This is a genomic window from Paenibacillus sp. RC67 (assembly GCF_030020805.1).
In the GTDB taxonomy this organism is placed as follows: domain Bacteria; phylum Bacillota; class Bacilli; order Paenibacillales; family NBRC-103111; genus Paenibacillus_S.
The window spans coordinates 1,784,779-1,806,758 of the sequence record NZ_CP125098.1 but is presented as its reverse complement, the minus strand read 5'-3'; the positions used below and the strand labels follow the sequence as shown (position 1 = coordinate 1,806,758).

At 45.3% G+C, this 21,980-nt stretch carries 23 protein-coding genes, 1 pseudogene and 1 riboswitch; of the genes and pseudogenes, 6 read left to right on the top strand and 18 right to left on the bottom strand.

Annotated elements, in window-relative coordinates; translation table 11 throughout:
• Window positions 1–16 precede the first annotated feature (16 nt).
• The gene (locus QMA13_RS08190) at window positions 17–667 is read right to left on the bottom strand and encodes a succinate dehydrogenase cytochrome b558 subunit (RefSeq protein WP_282940788.1); all 651 of its coding nucleotides are present in this window, start codon (window positions 665–667) and stop codon (window positions 17–19) included.
• A 305-nt stretch (window positions 668–972) separates the two neighbouring features.
• On the opposite strand from QMA13_RS08190, the gene QMA13_RS08185 reads away from it, so the two are divergent.
• Window positions 973–1,869, top strand: coding sequence for a LysR family transcriptional regulator (locus QMA13_RS08185; RefSeq protein WP_282943330.1), 897 nt, complete (start codon window positions 973–975; stop codon window positions 1,867–1,869).
• Here QMA13_RS08185 and QMA13_RS08180 read toward each other — a convergent pair.
• The 3 genes and pseudogenes from QMA13_RS08180 to QMA13_RS08170 all read right to left on the bottom strand — a co-directional run bounded on the left by QMA13_RS08180 (window position 1,853) and on the right by QMA13_RS08170 (window position 5,220).
• Entirely contained in the window at window positions 1,853–3,127 is a 1,275-nt protein-coding gene (locus tag QMA13_RS08180) for a cation:proton antiporter (RefSeq protein ID WP_282940786.1), read from the bottom strand. The genes QMA13_RS08185 and QMA13_RS08180 overlap by 17 nt on opposite strands.
• Window positions 3,128–3,189: 62 nt before the next feature.
• Window positions 3,190–3,852 carry a potassium channel family protein gene (locus QMA13_RS08175; RefSeq protein ID WP_282940784.1) on the bottom strand — a complete coding sequence of 221 codons (663 nt, stop codon included), beginning with the start codon at window positions 3,850–3,852 and terminating at the stop codon, window positions 3,190–3,192.
• A gap of 16 nt (window positions 3,853–3,868) precedes the next feature.
• Window positions 3,869–5,220 (bottom strand): annotated as a pseudogene (locus tag QMA13_RS08170) (TrkH family potassium uptake protein).
• 62 nt (window positions 5,221–5,282) lie between these two features.
• Window positions 5,283–5,432: riboswitch (cyclic di-AMP (ydaO/yuaA leader) on the bottom strand.
• Window positions 5,433–5,691: 259 nt separating this feature from the next.
• On the opposite strand from QMA13_RS08170, the gene QMA13_RS08165 reads away from it, so the two are divergent.
• On the top strand, window positions 5,692–7,332 hold the full coding sequence (locus QMA13_RS08165; RefSeq protein WP_282940783.1) for a CPBP family intramembrane glutamic endopeptidase: 1,641 nt from the start codon (window positions 5,692–5,694) through the stop codon (window positions 7,330–7,332).
• A 50-nt stretch (window positions 7,333–7,382) separates the two neighbouring features.
• Here the strand turns inward: QMA13_RS08165 and uvrC are convergent, their stop codons facing one another.
• Together uvrC and trxA are read right to left on the bottom strand one after the other, a co-directional pair.
• Window positions 7,383–9,356 (bottom strand): excinuclease ABC subunit UvrC, encoded by a 1,974-nt coding sequence (gene uvrC, locus QMA13_RS08160; protein ID WP_282940781.1) that lies wholly within the window; start codon window positions 9,354–9,356, stop codon window positions 7,383–7,385.
• Window positions 9,357–9,478: 122 nt separating this feature from the next.
• Complete coding sequence (trxA, locus tag QMA13_RS08155; RefSeq protein ID WP_028547380.1) at window positions 9,479–9,796, bottom strand: thioredoxin; 318 nt, start codon at window positions 9,794–9,796, stop codon at window positions 9,479–9,481.
• A gap of 261 nt (window positions 9,797–10,057) precedes the next feature.
• On the opposite strand from trxA, the gene QMA13_RS08150 reads away from it, so the two are divergent.
• Window positions 10,058–10,204 carry a YqzM family protein gene (locus QMA13_RS08150; protein ID WP_282940779.1) on the top strand — a complete coding sequence of 49 codons (147 nt, stop codon included), beginning with the start codon at window positions 10,058–10,060 and terminating at the stop codon, window positions 10,202–10,204.
• A 69-nt stretch (window positions 10,205–10,273) separates the two neighbouring features.
• Here QMA13_RS08150 and QMA13_RS08145 read toward each other — a convergent pair whose 3' ends face one another.
• The 5 genes from QMA13_RS08145 to QMA13_RS08125 all read right to left on the bottom strand — a co-directional run bounded on the left by QMA13_RS08145 (window position 10,274) and on the right by QMA13_RS08125 (window position 13,974).
• The gene (locus QMA13_RS08145) at window positions 10,274–10,690 is read right to left on the bottom strand and encodes an ester cyclase (RefSeq protein ID WP_282940778.1); all 417 of its coding nucleotides are present in this window, start codon (window positions 10,688–10,690) and stop codon (window positions 10,274–10,276) included.
• A gap of 157 nt (window positions 10,691–10,847) precedes the next feature.
• Window positions 10,848–11,798 carry a primosomal protein DnaI gene (gene dnaI / locus QMA13_RS08140; RefSeq protein WP_282943328.1) on the bottom strand — a complete coding sequence of 317 codons (951 nt, stop codon included), beginning with the start codon at window positions 11,796–11,798 and terminating at the stop codon, window positions 10,848–10,850.
• 24 nt (window positions 11,799–11,822) lie between these two features.
• Window positions 11,823–13,334, bottom strand: coding sequence for a replication initiation and membrane attachment family protein (locus QMA13_RS08135; protein ID WP_282940777.1), 1,512 nt, complete (start codon window positions 13,332–13,334; stop codon window positions 11,823–11,825).
• Window positions 13,335–13,462: 128 nt separating this feature from the next.
• Window positions 13,463–13,660 (bottom strand): YwbE family protein, encoded by a 198-nt coding sequence (locus tag QMA13_RS08130; RefSeq protein ID WP_282940776.1) that lies wholly within the window; start codon window positions 13,658–13,660, stop codon window positions 13,463–13,465.
• Window positions 13,661–13,689: 29 nt separating this feature from the next.
• Window positions 13,690–13,974 carry a YuiB family protein gene (locus tag QMA13_RS08125; protein ID WP_028547376.1) on the bottom strand — a complete coding sequence of 95 codons (285 nt, stop codon included), beginning with the start codon at window positions 13,972–13,974 and terminating at the stop codon, window positions 13,690–13,692.
• Between the two features lie 215 nt (window positions 13,975–14,189).
• Between QMA13_RS08125 and hemQ the strand changes: the two genes are divergently transcribed.
• The gene (hemQ, locus tag QMA13_RS08120; protein WP_028547375.1) at window positions 14,190–14,936 is read left to right on the top strand and encodes a hydrogen peroxide-dependent heme synthase; all 747 of its coding nucleotides are present in this window, start codon (window positions 14,190–14,192) and stop codon (window positions 14,934–14,936) included.
• A 77-nt stretch (window positions 14,937–15,013) separates the two neighbouring features.
• Here the strand turns inward: hemQ and QMA13_RS08115 are convergent, their stop codons facing one another.
• Window positions 15,014–15,289 carry a hypothetical protein gene (locus QMA13_RS08115; RefSeq protein WP_282940775.1) on the bottom strand — a complete coding sequence of 92 codons (276 nt, stop codon included), beginning with the start codon at window positions 15,287–15,289 and terminating at the stop codon, window positions 15,014–15,016.
• A 2-nt stretch (window positions 15,290–15,291) separates the two neighbouring features.
• Window positions 15,292–16,482, bottom strand: a complete 1,191-nt coding sequence (locus QMA13_RS08110; protein WP_282940774.1) for an NAD(P)/FAD-dependent oxidoreductase — start codon at window positions 16,480–16,482, stop codon at window positions 15,292–15,294.
• Between the two features lie 394 nt (window positions 16,483–16,876).
• On the opposite strand from QMA13_RS08110, the gene QMA13_RS08105 reads away from it, so the two are divergent.
• Window positions 16,877–17,863: an NAD(P)/FAD-dependent oxidoreductase gene (locus tag QMA13_RS08105; RefSeq protein ID WP_282940773.1), complete on the top strand. Its 987-nt coding sequence runs from the start codon at window positions 16,877–16,879 to the stop codon at window positions 17,861–17,863.
• A gap of 220 nt (window positions 17,864–18,083) precedes the next feature.
• A complete protein-coding gene (locus QMA13_RS08100; RefSeq protein WP_282940772.1) occupies window positions 18,084–19,055 on the top strand; it encodes an aldo/keto reductase in 972 nt (323 codons plus the stop codon).
• 57 nt (window positions 19,056–19,112) lie between these two features.
• On the opposite strand, the gene sda is transcribed toward QMA13_RS08100, so the two are convergent.
• From sda to erpA, 5 genes are all read right to left on the bottom strand, one after another.
• Window positions 19,113–19,256: a sporulation histidine kinase inhibitor Sda gene (sda, locus tag QMA13_RS08095; RefSeq protein ID WP_481858146.1), complete on the bottom strand. Its 144-nt coding sequence runs from the start codon at window positions 19,254–19,256 to the stop codon at window positions 19,113–19,115.
• Between the two features lie 275 nt (window positions 19,257–19,531).
• Complete coding sequence (locus QMA13_RS08090) at window positions 19,532–19,822, bottom strand: hypothetical protein (RefSeq protein ID WP_282940770.1); 291 nt, start codon at window positions 19,820–19,822, stop codon at window positions 19,532–19,534.
• Between the two features lie 490 nt (window positions 19,823–20,312).
• Entirely contained in the window at window positions 20,313–20,648 is a 336-nt protein-coding gene (locus tag QMA13_RS08085) for a YolD-like family protein (protein WP_282940769.1), read from the bottom strand.
• Between the two features lie 66 nt (window positions 20,649–20,714).
• Window positions 20,715–20,957 (bottom strand): hypothetical protein, encoded by a 243-nt coding sequence (locus tag QMA13_RS08080; protein ID WP_282940768.1) that lies wholly within the window; start codon window positions 20,955–20,957, stop codon window positions 20,715–20,717.
• Window positions 20,958–21,181: 224 nt separating this feature from the next.
• On the bottom strand, window positions 21,182–21,559 hold the full coding sequence (gene erpA, locus QMA13_RS08075) for an iron-sulfur cluster insertion protein ErpA (protein ID WP_282943327.1): 378 nt from the start codon (window positions 21,557–21,559) through the stop codon (window positions 21,182–21,184).
• Between the last annotated feature and the right edge of the window lie 421 nt (window positions 21,560–21,980).

The following is a 21,980-nucleotide window of genomic DNA, read 5'->3' as shown; positions in this document are numbered from 1 at the left end:
TGTTGTTCACTCCTCCTTAACCTTTAGTCATCTGCGGCACGCTTTGGAATTCCGGATTAACAAACGCGCTCAGAGACATGATAAACATGATTGACATAACAACGAAAACAACCATCCAGATAACGGTGGATACCCGTTGCGCCCGTGGACCAATAGTTATCCCCCAGCTAACTAAGAATGACCACATTCCGTTGCTGAAATGGAATACCGCGGACACAATCCCAATACAGTAAAGCACGAAGAATAACGAGTTCGAAGCAATGTTATGCATTTGAATCCCGATTTCATCCTGCGGCAAGCCCAAAGTGATTTGCAGGCGTGTTTGGAAAAAGTGAAACGCCACGAACAAGAACGTAATGACTCCAGTTACGCGTTGCAAGAAAAACATTTGGTTACGGAAATAACCGTAGTTGGATACGTTATTTCTCGCTGTATAAGCAACATACAAACCATATACTGCGTGATACAACAAAGGAAGCCATATCCCTACAATTTCCAAAAGCAGCATTAAAGGCAAATCATGAAGCCAATTCACATGTTCCATGAACTTCTCAGGGCCTTTAGTTGCCGAGTAGTTCGTTAGCAGGTGCTCGATCAGGAAGAAGCCGACCGGGATTACACCAAGCAATGAATGCAGCTTGCGTGAAAAATACGAATTACGAAACATTGAAATCCTTTCCCCCCTCAAAAGTATGTAGATTTTTCAGTTCACATCATTGACAAACCATTTTTCATTGTACTCCCGCAAGAAACAAGCGTCAACATGATTCGCTACGCCTATTTTCCATGAATCGACAAATTTTTATGCAGTCCTGTTGAAAAAATGTGAACGATAAGTGACATACACCATAGTACTCCATTATCGCTTATAATGGAAGTGCCGATTATTTATATACTCTTATTCAGTTTTGACATATGCTATAAACTTAATCACAATAAGAAACCATTTTTATGAAAGAAGGGATTTTTTTGCTGGAAAATATCGATATTTTCGCCAAGGTTGTCGAGCTGGAAAGCTTGAACAAAGCGTCTCAAGTGCTCAATATATCCCAGCCTGCCCTTTCGCGTAAAATCATGAGGCTGGAAGAAGAGCTCGAGGTAGATCTTTTCATCCGCAAAGGGAAACGGCTGGAAATTACCAAGGCAGGCCAAATCGTTTACGAACACGCTATCGAGCAGCGGCATCTGGAAAGAAAGCTGATGCGCTCCATCGAGGAATTCAAAACAACTATTAAGCCCGCAAGCATTATTATCGGCGCCAGCCTGACAACGCTCCAATCGACACTTCCGGATCTCATTACGATCTATACTAAGAATTACCCCAATACCGATATTAAAGCCGTAACAGGCAAGACTCACGAAATTGTTCCCATGGTAAAAGAACGGAAAGTGGATATTGGTCTTGTCGCTTCCAAAATCGAGCATCCGGGACTTAAATGCGTACCTTTGTTTGACGATCATTTATGCCTTGTCCTGCCGCTTGGGCATCCTTTTGTAGATAAAGCTTCTATTGAAATCAGCGACCTGCATGAGCTGCCCATGATCCTATTTTCTCGCGGAACCTGGTATCGCATTTTAATGGATGAAATGTTTCACCGTTATGCGGTCCAACCCGACGTTAAAATGGAGATTGACTCGTTCGAGGCGATCATCCGTCTTGTATCTACCTGCAAGACAGCGACGCTGCTGCCGGAATCGTACTTGCGAAGCAACCTAGTCAAAGATAACGAGCTGGTCGTTCGTTTTATTCCTTCATTAGAGCAAATGACAAGAACGACCTCCCTGCTATTCACAGAAGAGGTAGTCCATCATCCATCAGCGGAACGTTTCATAGAGAAAGCCAAGGAATTTTTCAGACAGCCGGTTTAGGCTCGGAATTCAATCGGTCATCGGTCGATCCCTTTGTTTCCTCTATACCGAGCTTTTTGGCGACAAACGCGGTTGTTCCTGCCTGCAGCAAAATGGTTAAGAGGACAGCCAAGAATGTAACGGAAGAGATCACATCAGCGTGCTGAACTCCTAGCCCCGCCACCATGCCTGATAATGCGGCCGGAATAACCCCAGTCTCACGGACCCAGAACATGAACACGATCTCTCTCCAGCTCCACTTGGCTCTGCGGTCAGGAAGTGTACAGGCTAGCACAGCCAACGGTCTAGCAATTAGCATAAATACAGCGATGACAGCTAAGCTTGGCCACAAATGCGCCCAAATCACTTGAAAGTTAACCTGGCTACCGAGCAGAATAAAGATTAGCATACGCATGATTACGGTCATATTTTCGCTAAAATGGCCCATCTCATGCAGCTTGTCGTTCATATCCAGCCTGAACACATCCGAGTTGCCCCAGACAAGGCCAGCCGTAAAGGTCGCCATAAATCCGCTGACATGCAGTGTATCTCCTACCCAGTAGGAGCCCAGAGCTGTTACGACGAGCGCAATGGTGGCATAATCACGGAACCAGCCAAGCTTCAAATGGGCGGTTACAAAGGCCAACACCATTCCAATCACGGCACCGACCACTATACCGCCGACAGCCGTAACTAGAAACTCCTTCACACTCCCAACAATGGAGAATGCTTGGCTCCCCGTAACAATAGCCAACACAGTAAAGGTTAGAATCGAGCCTGTCGCATCATTAAATGCGGATTCACTTTCTACAGTCTCTCTCACTTTCGTTCGGATCGTCACCTGCTTGAACACAGGGATTAAAGTCGCAGGATCTGTGGAGGAAATAATAGCCCCAAGCAGCACAGCATATAATAACGGAATGCCTAGCAGCCAATGGGCTGCAATTGCGACCACTCCGCAAGTAATTAATACTCCTGGCACGCTCAATAACGTGACGGTTATCCATACCTTTTTCAGTCCGGACAGCCGGATGTTGCGTCCCCCATCAAACAAAATCAGTACAGAGCCTATCGTCAAAATAAATTGATTCGTCAATGAGCTGCTTGTCTCAGATACCCAATGCAGCCCTTGGCCTACAATGATGCCTGCAATAAGAAACAAAGCGACATCGGGCAGCTTCAATTTACCGGCGACTCTTCCAAAAATCATCCCTAATGTAAGAATTAATATTAACAATAGCAATATATGGTGGACTATTTCCGAAACGTCGTTTGCCATACTACCTTTCACTCCATTTGTCCCAGGTGTGCAGCGTTCCCGCTATGCCGGCCATAGTATTGTTATCGGATCACTTCACTCTCGAACAAATCAATCTGCTCGTTCGTTCCAATGATGACCATAATATCCTGTTCATCCAATGTATCCACAGCTGTTGGAGCGATAATGACACCATGCTTTTTATTAATAGCAACAACGCTGCATCCGTATTTTGCCCTTGGGTCCAGCTCCTTAAGCGTGCGCCCAGACAACCGTTTAGGCACTGAAAGCTCCGCGATCGTGTAGTCATTGGACAGCTCGATATAGTCGAGCAAGTTCGGGGAAACCAACTGATGCGCTACGCGAATTCCCATGTCCCTCTCTGGAAAAATGACGCGGTCGACGCCGATTTTATTCAGCACCTTCCCGTGGAGCTCCGTGAGTGCCTTCGTGACCACCATTTTAACACCTAGGTCCTTGAGCAGGATCGCTGTCATGATACTTGCCTGAATATCATCGCCGATCGAGACAACCGCACAATCAAAATTACGCATACCAAGCGACTTCAGCACATCTTCATCCGTAGAATCCGCGACGACTACATGCGTCAGCACGTCGCTCATCTCCTCCACGGCTTCCTCATCCTTATCGATCCCTAATACCTCGTAACCGAGATCCACCAGCTCTCTGGCCAAACTCGATCCAAATCTCCCCAATCCAATCACTGCATACTGACTACGTTTCATTGTCTTAATTTTTCCCCTATCCAATGGTAATTTTCCCTTCTGGGTATCTATACAATTCTTTTTCCGTTTTGGGTCCGAGGGCATATGCCAGCGTAAGTGGACCTAGACGGCCAGCAAACATCATTAAGGAAATCAATATTTTCCCGATATCGCTTAAATCCGTCGTCATTCCCATCGTTAAGCCCACCGTGCCAAAGGCGGAAGTGACCTCAAACAAAATCATTAGGAATGGATGATTTTCAGTCGTGGATAAAATCATCGCTACGAAAATAACCATAAATAAAGCGATCATCGTAAGCGTAATAGCTTTCAAAATACGGTCCTTACCTAAGCGGTAATGGAACAGAACAATATCTTCTTTTCCCCGTACCATAGCTATCATTGCACCAATAAGTGTTGTGAAGGTGGTCGTCTTGATACCGCCCCCCGTCGAGCCCGGCGATGCACCGATGAACATGAGAATGATCATGAAGAACTGTGTCGCCTGCCGCAAGCTTCCTAAATCCACTGTGTTGGCTCCTGCTGTTCTTGGGGTAACAGACTGGAAGAAGGCTCCCCAAATTTTCCCCCCCAGGTCAAGGACCCTAATGTTTTGGCATTCGTAAATTCAAAAATGAAGATGACCAGTGCCCCGACCAATACGAGCAATCCAGTCGCGCTAAGCACCACTTTGGAATGCAGAGAGAGCCGCTTGCTCTTTTTGTAATCCATAACATCAGCCATGACGATAAAGCCTAGACCACCTAATATAATTAACCCCATCGTGACGATGTTGACAACAGGATCATTCACATAAGAGGTAAGACTGGTGAACGGTCCATTGATGGATCCGAACAAATCAAAGCCTGCGTTATTGAAGAACGATATGGCATGCCAGAAGCCAAAATAAATACCTTTCGCGGGGCCCAAATCAAACGACCATCGAATGGAGAATATAATGGCTGCAACCAATTCAATCGTTAACGAGTAGCGAATGACCTTACGAATCAGACGGACGATCCCTTCCATGCTCCCTTGATTCATTGCTTCCTGCAAAATCAGCCGTTCTTTTAATGAAATTCGCTTCTTCAACGCAAAAGCAAACAAGGTCGCCATCGTCATAAAGCCCAGACCGCCGATTTGAATCAGCAGGATGATAACGATTTGTCCAAATTTGGTGAAAAAGGTTCCCGTATCAACAACAACTAGCCCCGTTACACAGGTTGCGGAAGTCGCTGTAAACAACGCATCGAGAAATCGCAAGGGTTTTCCTGACGCCGAAGCCATGGGCAGAGACAGCAGCGTTGCTCCAACCAGAATAATGGCTGCAAAGCCGATAACTAAAATTTGTGGCGGCGTTAGTTGAAATTTCTTCGTTACGGGCTTCATTGTTCACCTCAATTTCGTTTTCAGACAACAAAAAAAGACACTGGAAACCCAATGCCGTGTATAGGTTCCTGTAACAAAGCCTACGAGGTTAGCTGACGGATTCGGATGCACAGGTACCCTATCAATTCCATCTCGCGATCAATGGAATCGAATTCACCCCTTACTACAAATGGTTCCCCCGTTTTCAAAAAGAAATTCGGCTTTTTATTCAATTGATATGAATTATAATGTTCTTTTCAACTATTCACAAAGTCGCTTTTGCTCGAAAACAAGTAATAAACAGATTATTAGAATACTTGGCATGAAACAGATAGAGGTGTCGCTCTGCTTTTCTACGATTTTCCCTTCCTTGCTCTTAATTTCATTGGATTTTGGCTGGGCATGTATGCTAAGTTTAATGAATACAATGACATATCCTCACAAATTTATATTTTTTGTGTAAGCTTCTAATCCAAAGTAAGGAGACCTTTCATGGCAAAACGTCAAGCGGATTTTTCTCTAGTGATGTTAGCAGTAATCGGAATTATCCTGTATGTATCCATAGCTATTGCCTCTTCCTGGCTGCAGGACGAGCCGACGGGACAGGAGAAGGATGCATCACTTCCTGCCGTTACCAAACAGCAGGCCTCGGAGGCAGCCATCCACTTTGTTAAGGAGCGATTCGGGCTATCCACCGATTACCGAAGCGGAACGCTGTTTCAGTCCCATTCCGATAGAAGCGGCTATTTACAAAAGGAAGAGCTTCTGGATGATTACGTCAAGCGGTTTGCAGCCTACCCGATTGATTATTTCGAAGTAGAGATTAACGATAATGCCTCACAAACAACCTACTATGTGGATGTTAATTTTACTAATCTGAATATTATGGGCTGGAATGCATACACGGCCCCTTCTGCCAAGAAGCAGACTATCCCAACAGGTGCCATGGATTCTCAGGCAATTGCAGAAAAAACGTTGAAGGACCAAGGCTTTGTCCTAACCGATTTCACAATGATAAATCCAGTTCCATCATCGGAACAGCAAAAATCCGATGCGCGTGGCACCGGCTTCATCTATGAGAGCAACGACAAAAAGATCGGGGACGCCAAGCTGCGCCTTAGCATATCCATAGACAACGGCAAGGCCGTATCGTTCCATTCCTTTTTTTCGATTCCTACTTCGTTCACCGATTGGAAGGAGCAGCAAAACAACAACGCCTCTCAAATGACCCGGATTAGCCTTGGAGCGTCTGTCATTATGGCTGCTGCCGCTTTATTCATCGTCATCCGTTATCGTAAAGAACTAACCTTTCGTCGTGGACTCTTTTTGACCGTTCTTTTTCTCGGTATTTACATCAGCAATATGATTCCAGCTTTACGGACAATGCACTCCAATGGACCCTCTCAATGGGAGGCCATGTTTAACGTTTGGTTTCTTAATATCGTCATTACGATTATGGCGATCAGCGTTTACTTCTCATTCCAAGCAGGCCGCCATATGTGGCAGCGCCAGGGCTTAGTTACATGGCCTGTGTGGAAGGATTCCACCTTTGCTGCTCATGTGCGAACATCGATGATTCGGGGCTATCTGCTCTGTATTTTTATATTGGCCGTTCAGCAGACTTTGTTCTTTATCGCAGGAGAATACTTTGACGTGTGGGCTGTCAACGATCCGGCAGATTCGGTGCTGAATATGACTTGGCCGGCTGCATTTCCTTTGATGGCATGGGCTGCGGCCATTTCCGAAGAAGCGATCTACCGGCTTTTCGGGATTGCCTTCTTCCTGAAGCTTGTGCGCAATCGGTTCCTTGCTATATTACTGCCAAGCATGATTTGGGCACTTAGCCATACTCAATACCCTATTTATCCTGTTTACACACGTTTTGTAGAGGTAACGATTATCGGGATTATTTTCGGCTACGCCTTTTTGAAGTACGGCTTGATGACAGTTCTCTTTGCCCACGCAACGATGGACAGCATTCTAATGGGGCTATCTCTGTTTGATATGAAAAGCACACCGCTTATTGCAGTAGGCATATTCTATATCGTTTTCCCTGGTCTTGTAGGCTTAGCTGTAGCTTGGCTGCACACGAAATTTAGGAGGAATCCGCCGACCCTGAATCTGGATCATTAGACTCCTCCTCTTAGAAAGCTTGGTATGCTCTTTATTGTCCCGCAACGGAGCTATTCGTTGACATTATCATCCTGCTGCTCATCCAGCTCGTCGTTGTGATCGGCTTGTGACTCATCCTCTGCTTCACCATTCAGTGAACGCAAAATTTGCGACGCCAGCTTCTCCCCGATTCCTAGAGGCCGGAAATCTTCTATTCCGGCTTCTTTTATTTTTTTAAGCGAGCCAAAATGCTTCAAGAGCGCTTTGCGCCTCTTCTCCCCGATCCCTGGAATCGAATCGAGAGTAGAGACGACCATCGACTTCGCCCTCGTCTCCCTATGGAAGGTGATGGCGAATCGATGCACCTCGTCTTGAATTCTTTGCAGCAAATAAAACTCCTGACTATCTCGTGGCAGGGGGACAATCTCAGGCGGATCTCCCATCATCAGCTCCGCCGTCTTATGCTTAGCATCCTTGACCAGTCCGCAGACCGGGATATAAAGACCCAGCTCGTTCTCCAGCACATCGACAGCAGCCGAAATTTGACCTTTACCTCCGTCGATAACAACCAAATCAGGCATAGGCAAGTTATCCTTAAGAACCCGCTCGTATCTGCGGCGTACAACCTCACGCATCGTCTCATAGTCGTCAGGGCCTTGAACGGTACGGATTTTGTATTTGCGGTATTCCTTACGGTCCGGTTTGCCATCCGTAAACACAACCATGGCTGATACGGGATCAGATCCCTGAATATTCGAGTTATCGAAGGCCTCGATCCGGTGGATGACACCGGTGCCAAGCCATTCTCCTAAATTCTCCACCGCTTTAACCGTACGCTGCTCGTCTCTCTCGATAAGCCGGAACTTCTCTTCCAGCCCAACGCGGGCATTGTCGCAGGCCATATGAACCATGTTCTTCTTCAAGCCGCGGCGAGGAATATGGACCTTTACCTTGAGCCAGCTTTCCAGGGCATCCTTAACATCCGTTTTCAAGCTTTCAGCCTGTGCGCTGTCCTCATCTGTAGAACCCTCGACAGCAGCATCTTCAGCCGTTTCCCCAAGCTCTTGCCCTTGCTCTGGTTCCCCGGGCAAAAAGACCTCACGAGGCAGCGCTGGATTGTCACTGTAATATTGGGTAACGAACGAAACGAAATCCTCATACTCCTCCCCATAGTAAGGGAACATAGAGGCTCGACGCTCGATCAGCTTACCTTGACGCATGTACAAAATCTGCACACACATCCAGCCCTTATCAACGGCGTAGCCGAACACATCACGATCTACAACATCGTTCGTTGTAATCTTCTGCTTCTCCATAACGGCATCGATATGGACAATATGATCGCGCAGTTCTTTAGCGCGTTCGAAGTTAAGCTCCTCCGCCGCCTCGTGCATTTTACGGGTCAGATCCTGTTTAATCTCATCATGACCACCGTTCAAGAAGCGCGAAATCTCCTGAACCATGCGGTCATACTCTTCCTGGGCTACTTCATACTCGCACGGTGCTACGCACTGTCCAAGGTGGTAATATAAGCAGACGCGATCCGGCAGCGTCTTGCATTTGCGAAGCGGATACAGCCGGTCGAGCAGCTTCTTGGTCTGCTGTGCGGCAAATGCATTCGGGTAGGGCCCGAAATATTTGCCCTTATCCTTGAACACCTTGCGCGTGACCTCGAGCCGCGGATGCTTCTCGTTCGTAATTTTTATATAGGGAAACGACTTGTCGTCCTTCAGCAGCACGTTGTACCGAGGATAATATTTTTTAATCAGATTACATTCAAGAATAAGTGCCTCAACGTTACTTCCCGTTACGATATATTCAAAATCGGCTATCTCATTCACCAGAGCCTGCGTTTTGGCGCTGTGGCTTCCTGTGAAATAAGAACGGACCCGGTTGCGAAGCACCTTGGCCTTGCCGACATATATGATTTTATCTTCTTTATTCTTCATCAAATAACAGCCGGGCTTCTCCGGCAGAAGCGCCAGCTTGTTACGGATCGCTTCCGTTCGCCGTTTGCGCTCCTGCTCCTCTTCGTGCATCGTCATTGCTTTGACTTCTCCCTTCTACCAGCAAACCGTTGGAAAATGATCCTAAACAACAAAAAAGCTCTTTTTCAGCATAGCAGAAAAAGAGCTTTTTCTCATTAACAGTTTTCGTTAGAAACTGATTATTGATTGCGGGTTACAACGTTTTTCAAAGCGTCCTTCGATTGGAAACCTACCACTTTATCAACCGGTTGTCCATCCTTGAACACGATCAATGTTGGGATGCTCATCACTCCGAAACGGGATGCGGACTCAGGATTGTCATCCACGTTCACTTTAGCGATTTTCACGCTGTCCCCCATTTCTTGATCAAGCTCTTCCAATACAGGCGCGATCATTTTACAAGGTCCACACCAAGGGGCCCAGAAATCAACAAGAACCGTACCGGATCCTTCAACTTCATTCTTGAAAGATTGGTCCGTTACATTAACGATAGCCATTGTATGTCTTCTCCTTCCACCGGATAAAATAAAAATGTTGTCAACAAGTAAAGTATACCACAATACCCCCTATTTTCAACCGCCCATCGACTCGTCCATCTGTTTCCATCCGGCTTTAGCAATTCAGATCGAAAATAGAAAAACGTCGCATAATTGTCACTTTCACCTGCTTTACAATTATCTTCGAATTTGGGTATACTATTCATAATTAGGACTATGCACAAGACTTTCCTACGGAAATTCTTAAGGAGGAAATCAATAATGAGCGATCCAAAACACCCAGAACTTCACGTTATGGAAGAACCAACCAATGACTTTATGGACGTTGCATTGGCATTCGGCGCATTTTTCGGTGTTCTTCTGCTAATTGCTGTAGTCGCAACCGTTATTCAGGTTATGACACGCTAAGAGGTTATCAAAGGTCTGTCCTGCTGCTGAAGCCGCGGGGCAGGCTTTTTTATTTCAGCATACTATGAATCAAAGCATTCCCAACTGCTGCATAAGATGGTTTACATTGAAATAACCTCTAACCGAAGCAATTTTATCTTCTTGGATTGAGAAAATATCTACTCCTTCAATAGAGAACCGATTGCCCGTAGATGGGAACCCATTAAATGAACTTTGGTTCGTTCCGCTCAACACCCACTCGATAAAAGCCGTTCCATCTGGCTGCACGCCCGATCTGCCAGATTCAAAGCGCAGGTCAGGAAAGGCCGTCCACAAGCTTTTGGCATACACTCCTATCGCCTTGCCTGTTAAAGGGACACCTGTAGCGCTATCCTGATAGCTCCCCTCCTCAGTAAAGAGACTGATTAAAGCATCTTCATCATACTGATTCCACGCTACTATGTACTTTTGAATAGCTTGAGCTCCCTTTTCCGCAATCAGTGTCATAAGTTCCCTCCCCTATCTTCACCATAATGCTCCTATTATTAATTACCCATTATCGGATGATTTTTACAGGGGCAAGGTTCCAGAAACAGCCTTTTTTTCATAACAAAAAACCGGCCTGCAGCTGATGCCGACAAGACCGGTTCCATACTCTTATTGTTTAACTGCCACGCTTGTTATATCCGTTGACCAGAACAACCTCGACAAAAGGCCGGATACGATCCATAATTCGCCGTCCCTTGAATTCCTCGTCCCCGTCCTTGCTGGTGAAGCTGAAATGCTGCTCTAATGCCTTCAGATCATGATTGGAAGTGAAGAAGGTAGGCTTCCGGTTCATACGGTAATTCAGAATGGCCCCCATGACATGATCGCGCAACCATGGATTCAAATTCTCCGCTCCAATATCATCAAACACCAACAGATCCGTTTCCTTAAGAACATCAATCGTTTCCTTTAGCTTCATAGGGTCCTGGAACATTGCCTTAAGATCCTCGGCAAAATCAGGCATATAGACAATAGCCCCCGTAAATCCGCTCTTGGCCAGCTCATGAAGCATGTAGCACATCAGAAACGTTTTACCGGTACCAAAGGTTCCTGCCAGGTATAATCCCTTCTTCTGAAGCCCTTCCTGCTTCGTCTGCAAAATATAACTGATCAGCAGGTCGACCGCTTCCTCGCGGTTCGGATCTTTATCGAAGATTTCGGTTGACGAATATCCTTGAGAAAGCGCCTGCTCGTCTACATAAAAGCTGCGAATACGGCTTCGAATCGCGTCCTGCGATTGTTGGGCCACAAACTTTTTGCAGGATACTTTATAGTCGTACAGCCGGGGTCCTTTGTCAGATTCCTCTACGGACAGCATCGTATAGTGTCCTGTGAAATCATTCGGACATTTGTCCAGCCCCGGACAGCTGGAGCATGTGTTGTGCTCGGTCACATATTGATACAGTCGGTTCATATTGATCTTTATCGTGTAGTCATCCAGCATCGGATATTTGGCGCGAAGCTTTTGCACCAATGGATCAGCCATGATCTGCTTGATCTTTTCTTCCGCCTGCTGGCGGTATTTAGGATTAGGCAACGACCTCAACATTTCGCCGAGTGATTCCATGCCTTGCTGCACCCCTTCCCCGTCTTATAGCTTGCCGTCGAGCATTTGTGCTCTGCGGCGCATTGCTTCTCGTTCCTCTGCCGTACGCTGATTGGCCGTTACCGGATTGTCTCCCACCACTGGAAGCTGCGGCTTCTGTTTGCCGCTACCACGTACGCCACCCCGCTGGTTGCCTGACGCCGCAGCCGGTCTTGTTCCTCCGCGCGCTGATTTGGTTTCCTTGTACTTGTTCTGCTCACGGATATACTGTACTGCCTGTTCGTACGTGCCGACCTGCTTAGCCAACATATCCGTAACGCTGAATTCAATGGATGCCTTGGACCAGGAACGTTTATTTACATAGAGGTAATGAATGAGAACATTTATAACCTCTTCGCTTAACCGATAGTTCAGATCTACCTTGGACAATGTGTCCAACAAGCCGTCCGGAACCGTTCCTTTGGAAAAAATCTTCTCAAGAAGAAACGTATAGGGCTCATTGCGCAAAATGTAATTATATTGGTGCTGGTTGCACTCTCCCTGGAATATATCCGGTACCTCCAGATAAAACTCCATCTCTACCGCCTTGTCCTCGACTTCTTCAGACGGTACGGCTGATTCTGACGCCGCTGCAGCTCGCCCCTGCTCTACACGAGCCATATAGCGTGTCCGTTCTTCGGTACGTTTCTTGTCCTGCCGGAACACGGCATTCGCTTTATGCTGAAGCACCTCGAGCGCAACTTCTCCATCTGGGTCAAAAACGCCGTCCTCATCCAGCAAACGGCACATATCCGTCAAATACAAACCGTATTTCTTGGCGACATAATTGATTTTGGCCATTTGCTCAGGCTCGTATTTGAGCCGTTCCACATAGGAGCGATTCACTGACCCTCTCGGAAAATGCATAATAATATCCGAATACTGGAATCCTTTAATGACGACCTCTGGTCTCTCCGCAGGCTTAGAAGCTGCCGATTCGAACAAGGCTTGCTCCAGCTCATAATCAACCACCTGGGTATTTAGGCGGAACAGTTCATAGAACGGAACCGACAAATTTTCCGAGTTAGCCTGACTCAGCTCATCGAGATCCGGCAACACCAGCTCATCCTTTAATGAAAATACCATATATTTACCAACCTTGTCGCGCAGAAGCAGCGTCAGATGCTGGTTTTTGAAAAATTCGTTCGGTGAAAGCGGAGCATACAGCGTGTATTCGTACACATAATCATCCGATGCCTCAACGAACCGCCGGTTCGTTCTCAACAGTCCTATCGCCTCTAGCTTGGATGTCTGCTCTATGAAAAATTTACGTCCCCGCTCTCCGCCTTCCAGCTCCAATCCCAAGAACAGCTTGCGCTGCTGCTCCATCAAGGAGCACCCGACCTTATCGGCTGGAAGCTGCTGAAATAGCGTATGATACAGACTGATCGCAAAGGCTCCAATCATCGGCTGGTAGATAGTTGATAACATCTTCATATCCAGACTGCTCAATGAAAAATCGCGTATGACATAATAGCGATGATACTCCGAAAAGTGCAGCAAATTCGTAATCCGCATTTACTCAATCCCATCTTTGGTCTAACGTATTAACCTCCATTTTACCACATAAATCGACAGCTGCGCGATGAGTAGAAAAGAAAAAAACATGGTAAACGGATGCTGCCGCCACCATGTTTTTCACAAAACTAGTCCGCATTGATTTCCTTTACCCTGCCGACGGTCCCGTCCGTAAGGCGAACCTTAATTCCGTGCGGATGGCTAGGTGAATTCGTCAATATATCTTTCACTATGCCCGATGTGAGCTTACCTGAACGTTGATCCTGCTTCTGAACGATTTGGACCTTGATGCCTGGTATTACGTCTTTGCGCAGCTGGCCGTTCATGAGCAGCACAACCTTTCTATGGAGTTATATTAAAACATTCTGAAGCCTTTTTCACGAAGAGACTTAATAGTAGACCCGCTCAAAATAGCGCCGATTAGACCGCCGATAGCCGGAATATAATCCGCAAAGGAATATTCAGAAAGATTGGTAGTCAGCGAGCCTGTCTCCCAACCCCAATATATGACCAGTCCAATAACGAGAGCGATGTAACCGTAGATAGGGAACCACGTTGTTTTCATCAGCATGTTCAATATAAAACCGAGTCCGAAAAATAGCACGAACAACAGTACCGTTACGATGATCAACTGCAGCAATTCGGTCAACTCCTTTAATCAAAACATTAGATATAGTTATGTTTATTTTATATAACTTTAGTCATCTGGTAAAGTGAACGCTTCATGAACATGAGATTTTATTTTTACCCTGCTTTCCTTTCAAATACACGGCATTCATTTGCCCTTTAAGCTTGATTTAGATACAATGAAACAAGTTGTTAGTGAAAAATCTTACATATAAAGGAGTGTACCCCATGAGCGATTTAGTAAACACATTGGAAGGCTGGTACGTTCTGCACGATTTTCGTGCTATTGATTGGACAGCTTGGAAAAGTTTGACGAACCAGGAAAGAAACCGCGCCGAGGACGAACTGTACAGCTTGCTGGCGCAATATCAAAGTACGGAAGATCAGAAGCTCGGCAGTACTGCTTTCTACAGCATCGTAGGACAAAAAGCCGACTTCATGTTCATGCACCTTCGCGAGACGTTGGAAGAACTGAACGAGCTGGAAACAGCATTCAACAAAACGTTGTTTGCTCAAGTAACAGTTCCTACTTATTCCTACGTCTCGATCGTAGAGCTTGGCGGCTACATGGCCAAACCGGGCGTTGATCCAATGCAGGATCCAGATATCCTGGCCCGCTTGAAACCGATCCTTCCTAAAGCTAAGCATGTGTGCTTCTATCCAATGGATAAACGCCGTGAAGGCAACGATAACTGGTACATGCTTTCCACTGAGGAGCGCCGCAATTTCATGCGTGCCCACGGTATGATCGGCCGCAACTATGCCGGTAAAATCAAACAAATCATTTCTGGCTCCATCGGCTTGGACGACTGGGAATGGGGCGTTACGCTGTTCGCAGACGACGCTTTGCAATTCAAGAAAATCGTTCATGAAATGCGCTTCGACGAAACAAGTGCACGCTTTGGTGAATTCGGTGACTTCTATGTCGGCAATTTGCTCGACCGCACTAAAATGGAAGCTATGCTTAAGCTGTAAGCCAACAAAAACCGGGTTCGAGCGAATGCTCTTGAACCCGGTTTTTATATATGTTCTATGAGACTGTTATTCACAGGCTATTCATCTTCGTCATCGTCTTCAAACCTAGCATCACGGCTTGCTTCCGCCTTGCTTGCCAAATACGCTTCTGTATCCCGGTCACGCTGACGGGATTTCTCCTTCAGGCGCTCGATAGCTGGGATAATCAACGTATCGATTTCTTTTTGCACGGTATACACCAAATCATAACGGGTTTGGCTTTCGAGAAAATGGCCTACTTCTATGAGAGCATTGTAGCGATCGAGTTCGTCCCGAGTCAGCAATCCGCGTACCTGTACGCTGCAGTGCCGCATGATTAGAAGCGACCTTTCTTCAATACTAGTGGAATACCGCCGATAATATACAGGTATCGCATATCAACGATCTTTTTCATAACGGCAGCTGCTCCACCTTTAATTTTGCGTGAGCCTACAATGCCGATAGCTTCACCGCGTCCCAAGGATGCAACGGTTCCTTTGCTTTGGTATTCAAAGGTTTTGAGCTGCTCTCCTCGTATGGATGCAACCAGATTGTGAGCACATACATCCGCTTGCTGCATCGATATTTGCGCTGTCGGCGGGTATGGACGTCCTTCCGGATTCATCACGATGGAACAGTCGCCCAATACATAGATATGGTCATAACCTGGAGCGCGAAGCTGCTCATCGACCTTAATGCGTCCGCGCATCGTCTCAAAGCCCGCTTCATCGAGCATGTGATTTCCGCGAATACCTCCGGTCCATACAACCGTCGTCGATTTAATCTCCTCGCCAGTAGCTAGAAGAACGCCCTCCGGCGTGCATTCTTTAATAGCTGTCGCAATTTTGAAAATGACTCCTTTGTTCTCAAGCACTTTCATGGCATACTCCACTAATTCGGGATCGAAGCCCGGCAATGCAGTTGGAGCCGCTTCAATGTTAACTATTTTGACCAGTGATGGATCTACGTCATATTCCTTGCACAGCTGCGGAAGACGGTCTGCCAACTCGCCCACGAATTCAATACCCGTAAATCCTGCACCACCCACTACGAACGTCAAATAATCCGTACGGGAAGGCTCACGCTTAAACTTGGCAAATTGATATTCTATATGTTCACGGATAAAACGAACGCTGTTGATACTACGAATGCTTAGCGCATACTCTTTCAATCCGGGAATTCCAAAAGTTTCGGGCTCACCGCCCAAGCCGATAACCAGATAATCGTAAGACAACGTTCCTTCCTCCAGAATAACTTTCTTTTCATGAGGTCGGATCTGTACGACGGTGGATTTAACAAAATCAATCTTAAACTCGTCGATCAGCTTAAGAATATTTACCCGTGCGTTCTCCGGATTATCCGTTCCTGCCGCCGGCATGTGCAGATGGGTCGTAATGTAGTGGTAGTCATGTTTGTTAACCAGTGTAACGTCCGCTTCGTTATAATTTAATTCCTTCTGTAAGCGAATAGCCGTTACGATGCCGCCGTATCCTGCTCCCAAAATGACTATTCTTGGTATTCGACTCATGGTTTAATCCCTTCCATCACGTTATTTTCTGTATTGTATGATAGTACAAAAATGATTGTGAAAAATTACACAAAGTAAATTAAAATTCGATTTCCGCACCTTGATTTCAAAGAAATCCTTGAAAGAAAAAACATTTTTGTTCTTTATTTACAGTTAGCTTTTAATCAGTTCTCAAGACATAATATAATTTATATTGACAAATAGCAAGTATTATTTTGATTAAAAATAACGGAATAAACCTAGACCACATAAGGTATTATTACTGACCCTGCCAAATATAGTTTATCTCTATCTTCATTTTTTTATCTATAGCGTTTGGAACAGTTTCCCTTTATTCCCATAAGTTTTATAATATAGTTTGATTGATATTATGCCCCGGAGGTGTTTACTATCAATGCAAAACGAAATAGTTGATATTATCATTGTTGGCGGTGGTCCGACCGGTATGTTTGCCGCTTTTTACGGCGGTATGCGTCAGGCATCGGTAAAAATTATCGAGAGCATGCCTCAAATGGGAGGTCAGCTGGCTGCTTTGTATCCAGAAAAATACATTTATGACGTAGCCGGATTCCCGAAAGTGACAGCTCAAGAGCTGGTCAACAATTTGGCACGGCAAATGCAGCATTTCCCCATCGATATCCGTTTGGAAGAAAAAGTACTGAAGGTTGAGAAGAAAGACGAGCGTTTGTTTGAAGTTACAACGGATAAAGGCGTTCACCAATCCAATACCGTTATTATTACCGGCGGCGTGGGGGCTTTCGAGCCAAGACGTCTTGAGCTTGCGGAGGCTGCTAAGTATGAGAAGAAAAACCTGCACTACTTCGTCAGCGATCTGAGCAAGTTCGCAGGCCAAAAAGTTCTCATCAGCGGAGGCGGAGATTCCGCAGTAGACTGGGCGCTCATGCTTGAGCCAATCGCAGATAAAGTAACTTTAATTCACCGCAGAGACAAGTTCCGCGCACATGAGCATAGCGTTGAGAATTTGATAAATTCCAAGGTTGAAGTGCTGACGCCTAAAGAAATTACGGCTCTTCATGGTGAAGATACGATTACAAAAGCAACGCTTGCCGATTGCAAGTCCGGTGAAACCTTCGATTTGGACGTTGATGCGGTTATCGTCAACTTCGGCTTCATCTCATCCTTAGGCCCGATTGCGGAGTGGGGCTTTGAACTCGATAACGGCTCTATCGTTGTTGACTCGCGTATGGAAACCAGCATTCCAGGTATTTTCGCTGCGGGCGACATTACGACTTACCCTGGTAAGCTGAAGCTTATCGCCGTAGGTTTCGGTGAAGCTCCGACAGCGATCAATAATGCCAAAGTGTACATTGATCCGAATGCCAAATTGTCTCCTGGGCACAGCAGCAGCATGAAAATGTAATCATATACAGCTTTCAATCGAAGATGCTTCTTCGTTGATCTTTTCAACAGAAGCGTCTTTTTTTATTACCAAATATGGATACGCGCAACACCTTACTTTCAGTATACTAATACAACTAAATGTAACTGCTTACAATGCACTCTTGGTTTACTTATAATTACGGTAGGATGGCAAGAATCAAACAATCTAGTAATAATAACATGTTGGAGGCTGATTCATCATGAAGGTTAGACATCTACCAGGGACGGAATTGTTCCCTTCCGTAATTTGCCTAGGAACGTCCAGTTTCGGTGAAACGATTACTCGTGACGGTTCCTTTGCGCTCATGGACCGCTTCTTAGACCATGGAGGCAGCTTTCTGGATACGGCCAAGGTATACAGCGACTGGGTACCCGGAGAGCTAAGCCGAAGTGAAAAGGTAATCGGGCAATGGATGAAGGAGCGAAATAACCGAAGTCAAATCATCCTTGCCACCAAAGGCGCTCACCCCGAGTTGGATACCATGCATATCCCTCGTTTGTCGAAGGAAGATATTGCTCACGATCTGGAGCAGAGCTTACGGAATTTGCAGACGGATTATATTGATCTGTACTGGCTTCACAGAGACGATCCACAGCAACCGGTCGAAGGAATTATTGATGCGCTAAATGAATACGTTCATCAGGGAAAGATCCGGTATTTCGGATGCTCCAATTGGAGCTCGGAACGAATTGATGCCGCTCAGCAATATGCCAGCCAACAGGGCTTACAGGGCTTCGCAGCCAGTCAAATCAAATGGAGCTTGGCAACTTATCGCCCTGGAAATGATCCAACGATGATAACCATGAACGAAAGAGAGCTGGCTTATTATGAGCGAACAGGCTTGCCTGTTATCCCTTACAATGCTCAGGCCAACGGTTTTTTCAGCGGAAGATATACAAGTGAAATGCTCCAGGAGCCAACCGCAGACAACAAAAAGGTGTGGAAGCTGTGCAGCGAGAACAACCTTCACAAATTAAAAGCGGTCAAGGCCATCGCAGAACGGCTTCAGCTTACCATGTCTCAAGTAGCTTTAGGGTATTTGCTAGCTCATTCGTTTCCTGTGTTCCCAATATCAGGCTGCAAAACCGCGGCGCAGCTTGACGATTCTTGTGCGGCAGGCGATGTAGTGCTGGATAGGGATGCCTTCGAGGAACTGCGAAACATTGACTAATCTTAAACCGTACCACAGCTGAAGCCAATCGGACCAACAGCCAAAAAAAGAGCCAGGTCAATTGACCTGAGCTTCTCTATGAAAGTATTCCAAATTAAGCTGACGACGTCTGATCTCTTCCAACAACAATTCGACAAACTCCTGTTCCAACTGCAGGTTCAGTGCCTTGAAGTACGAATCGATTAAAATCTCATTGCTCATCAATCTCATTTAGATCACCTAACTTCGTTAAAGTAAAATTATAGTATCATGCCTAGAAAAATAGAACAAGCGTTCGAATATCCACAGCTTTTTGTGCATAACCTGTGCGCACACTGTTAATAAGTGTAATTTCCTGTATGATTATGGGGTGGATTATGTGGACAAGGTTATACACAGGTTATCCACCCTCATCATGATAAAAAAAATTAATTCAGAAAATGGAAAAAGCAGTCTTTCCTTATCAGAAAGACTGCCCTTTTTTTGCTGCATAATGGTTATGCAAGCGCATTTCCGGCATGACCCCAAGGAAGCTCTATCATTAGCTTTCTATTTTGCATACTAATAAACTCCAATTGAGGGTCAACCACAATGTAAGGATTGGATATATCACGCACGTCATCCCAGTGACATTGAACGCTCTTTCCTTGCTCCGCTCCTCTATTCATCTTACAGCCGCTGCAATAGTCCGTAATTTGAGATTCATTCAATCTCACAATTTTATTGCGCAGACAGCAGTAAACGTTTCCCGTCGTATTGGCAAGATTAATATGATTGATATGGGTCATTCGCATCTCCCTATTCCTGATGGATTTCATAGTCTTATGGCCGATATGTTGGATTATAAAGGATCTTTGCTGAAAAGGTGCTCGAAATTTGAAGTCAAAAAGTAAAAATTTTGTATTGTTTTCTGGAATGCTCCATAGCTTGACGAGAACCCCTTGCAAGAGAGAAAAAACGACGCCATCCGCAGGCATCGTCCAATTTTGTTATCGGGAAATGTTGATCCTCCGAAAAAAGGCCTCATAATGAGGTTCCCAGAGTGTCGAGAAACCTGCAAAACTTGAAATATTGCTAGTATACTCCAGTGAGGTATGCCCCTCCAGCCGCTGTTGAAACCCGTGAATTTGATTAGATTTTAGTGGTATATTCACGTATTTCAAAGGCGGACGTAAACTCTTCCGAGGCATACCCCACTTACCTATATAGCATATTTCTCGGAAATCAGGTTTCTCAACAGACTCAGAACCTCATAATGAGGTTCCTCTTCATTCATCGTTATTTAGCTAAAACGGATTCAGCGGTTAAATCGCTAGTAATAATCTCAATATCCATTACATCGTCAAATTGAATCCAGGTGTACTCTTCTTCATTCTCTATTCGGATCGTTCTATGTACTTTGTCCAGCTCGGTTATTTTGCCTCGGAACGTCTGGTCTTCGTATTCGCTCCAAACGGTCACTATATTCTCCCGCTCCGTAAAAATAGCTACGGCAAGAGTTCGTATAAGTGATTCCAGCTCCTGCTCGTCTTTCTCCGGGCGTTTTCTTTTATGCTGCTGTTTATTTATGTATGTAGGCTCATCAAGTTTTAAAAATGGATTGTTCGCTTTCATTACCTCACCTCTAAATAAGAACATTTGTTCTATTATTATAGAGATAACCGAGTTCAAAAGCAAATGTTAACGCCAGCAATTATTAAAAAAGGCGCTGAACCAACCTACATCACGATAGGTAAAGTCCATTCCAGCCCCTTCCCCTACCCATTCAAATCCTATGTATTTGGTTTTACCATGATCACTCACTACCACATAGTGACTATCCGTTTGATAATCAATGGGATAGTAGACTCCCGCTGTAAATAAAGGTTTATCTGAATATCCAACGGTTAAGTTGGCTCTTAAATACGACATTCGCTTCTCCATCTGTGGCTAGTTGTATATATTTTACAGATAAATTCTACGGTATCGTCTGGAATTCCTGCTGTGATCATGTACCATTTTTACAAATTAATAGAAAAATAGAAAAGAGCTTACGGAATTCTTCCGCAAGCCACTTTGTTGTTTATTTAAAACAAAAATAAAAGCCTCCCCTTCGGCACGTACCGTAAGAGGAGACTATAATTAAACAGTTTAAAAACCAGAGCCTATTACGCCTCTACTTTATCGTCGCATTTCTCCGGAGCGCCCTCTTCATCCTTCACTTTGAAGGAAGAGCCGCAGCCACAGCTTGCTACCGCATTCGGGTTATCGATGGTGAAGCCACCGCCCATACCGGATTCCTTGAAGTCGATCTCCACGCCATATAAATATTTGGAGCTGTCGGCGTCAACAACGACCTTCAAGCCGTTGATTTCAAAGCTTTTGTCGCCTTCCTGTGCTTGATCGTCAAAGCCCATACCATAAGAAAAGCCGCTGCAGCCACCAGCCTTCACGCCAAGACGCAAAAACAAGTTCGGCGTTCCTTCGTTCTCCAATAACTCTTTAATTTTATCGCATGCTGTATCGCTAATTTTAACCATGTTGATTTCCTCCTTGCTTTTATAAGTTAGCTTAAGTCAGCTTATTTAGAACATTCGTTTTTTTCATAAAGCTACTTCTATTACAGTATACTCCTTATAAGGATTCTGCTCAAGGACTTCCATCTAAGTAGAGCTTTATAAATTCATCCTGCCAGGCTCCTATGGCCTTTTGTCGAACTATGTATTGCTCGTCCCCATTATGAGGTTTATAATAAGATGTAATGTTTACTGGTTCTAGACTCTCCATTCTCTACTTCACGGAAATGTATGTGCAAGGTTTCACAGCTTCAGCTGAAGCACGTTATCCAACCGCTAGATGATGATCCGAGGGTCGAGCGGTTTTCTGGCATGCTATGCTACATCACCGGTTCCATGCGTGCTGGACACGTATTCTTTTTATATTATAACACTACTAATCTGGAGGTGG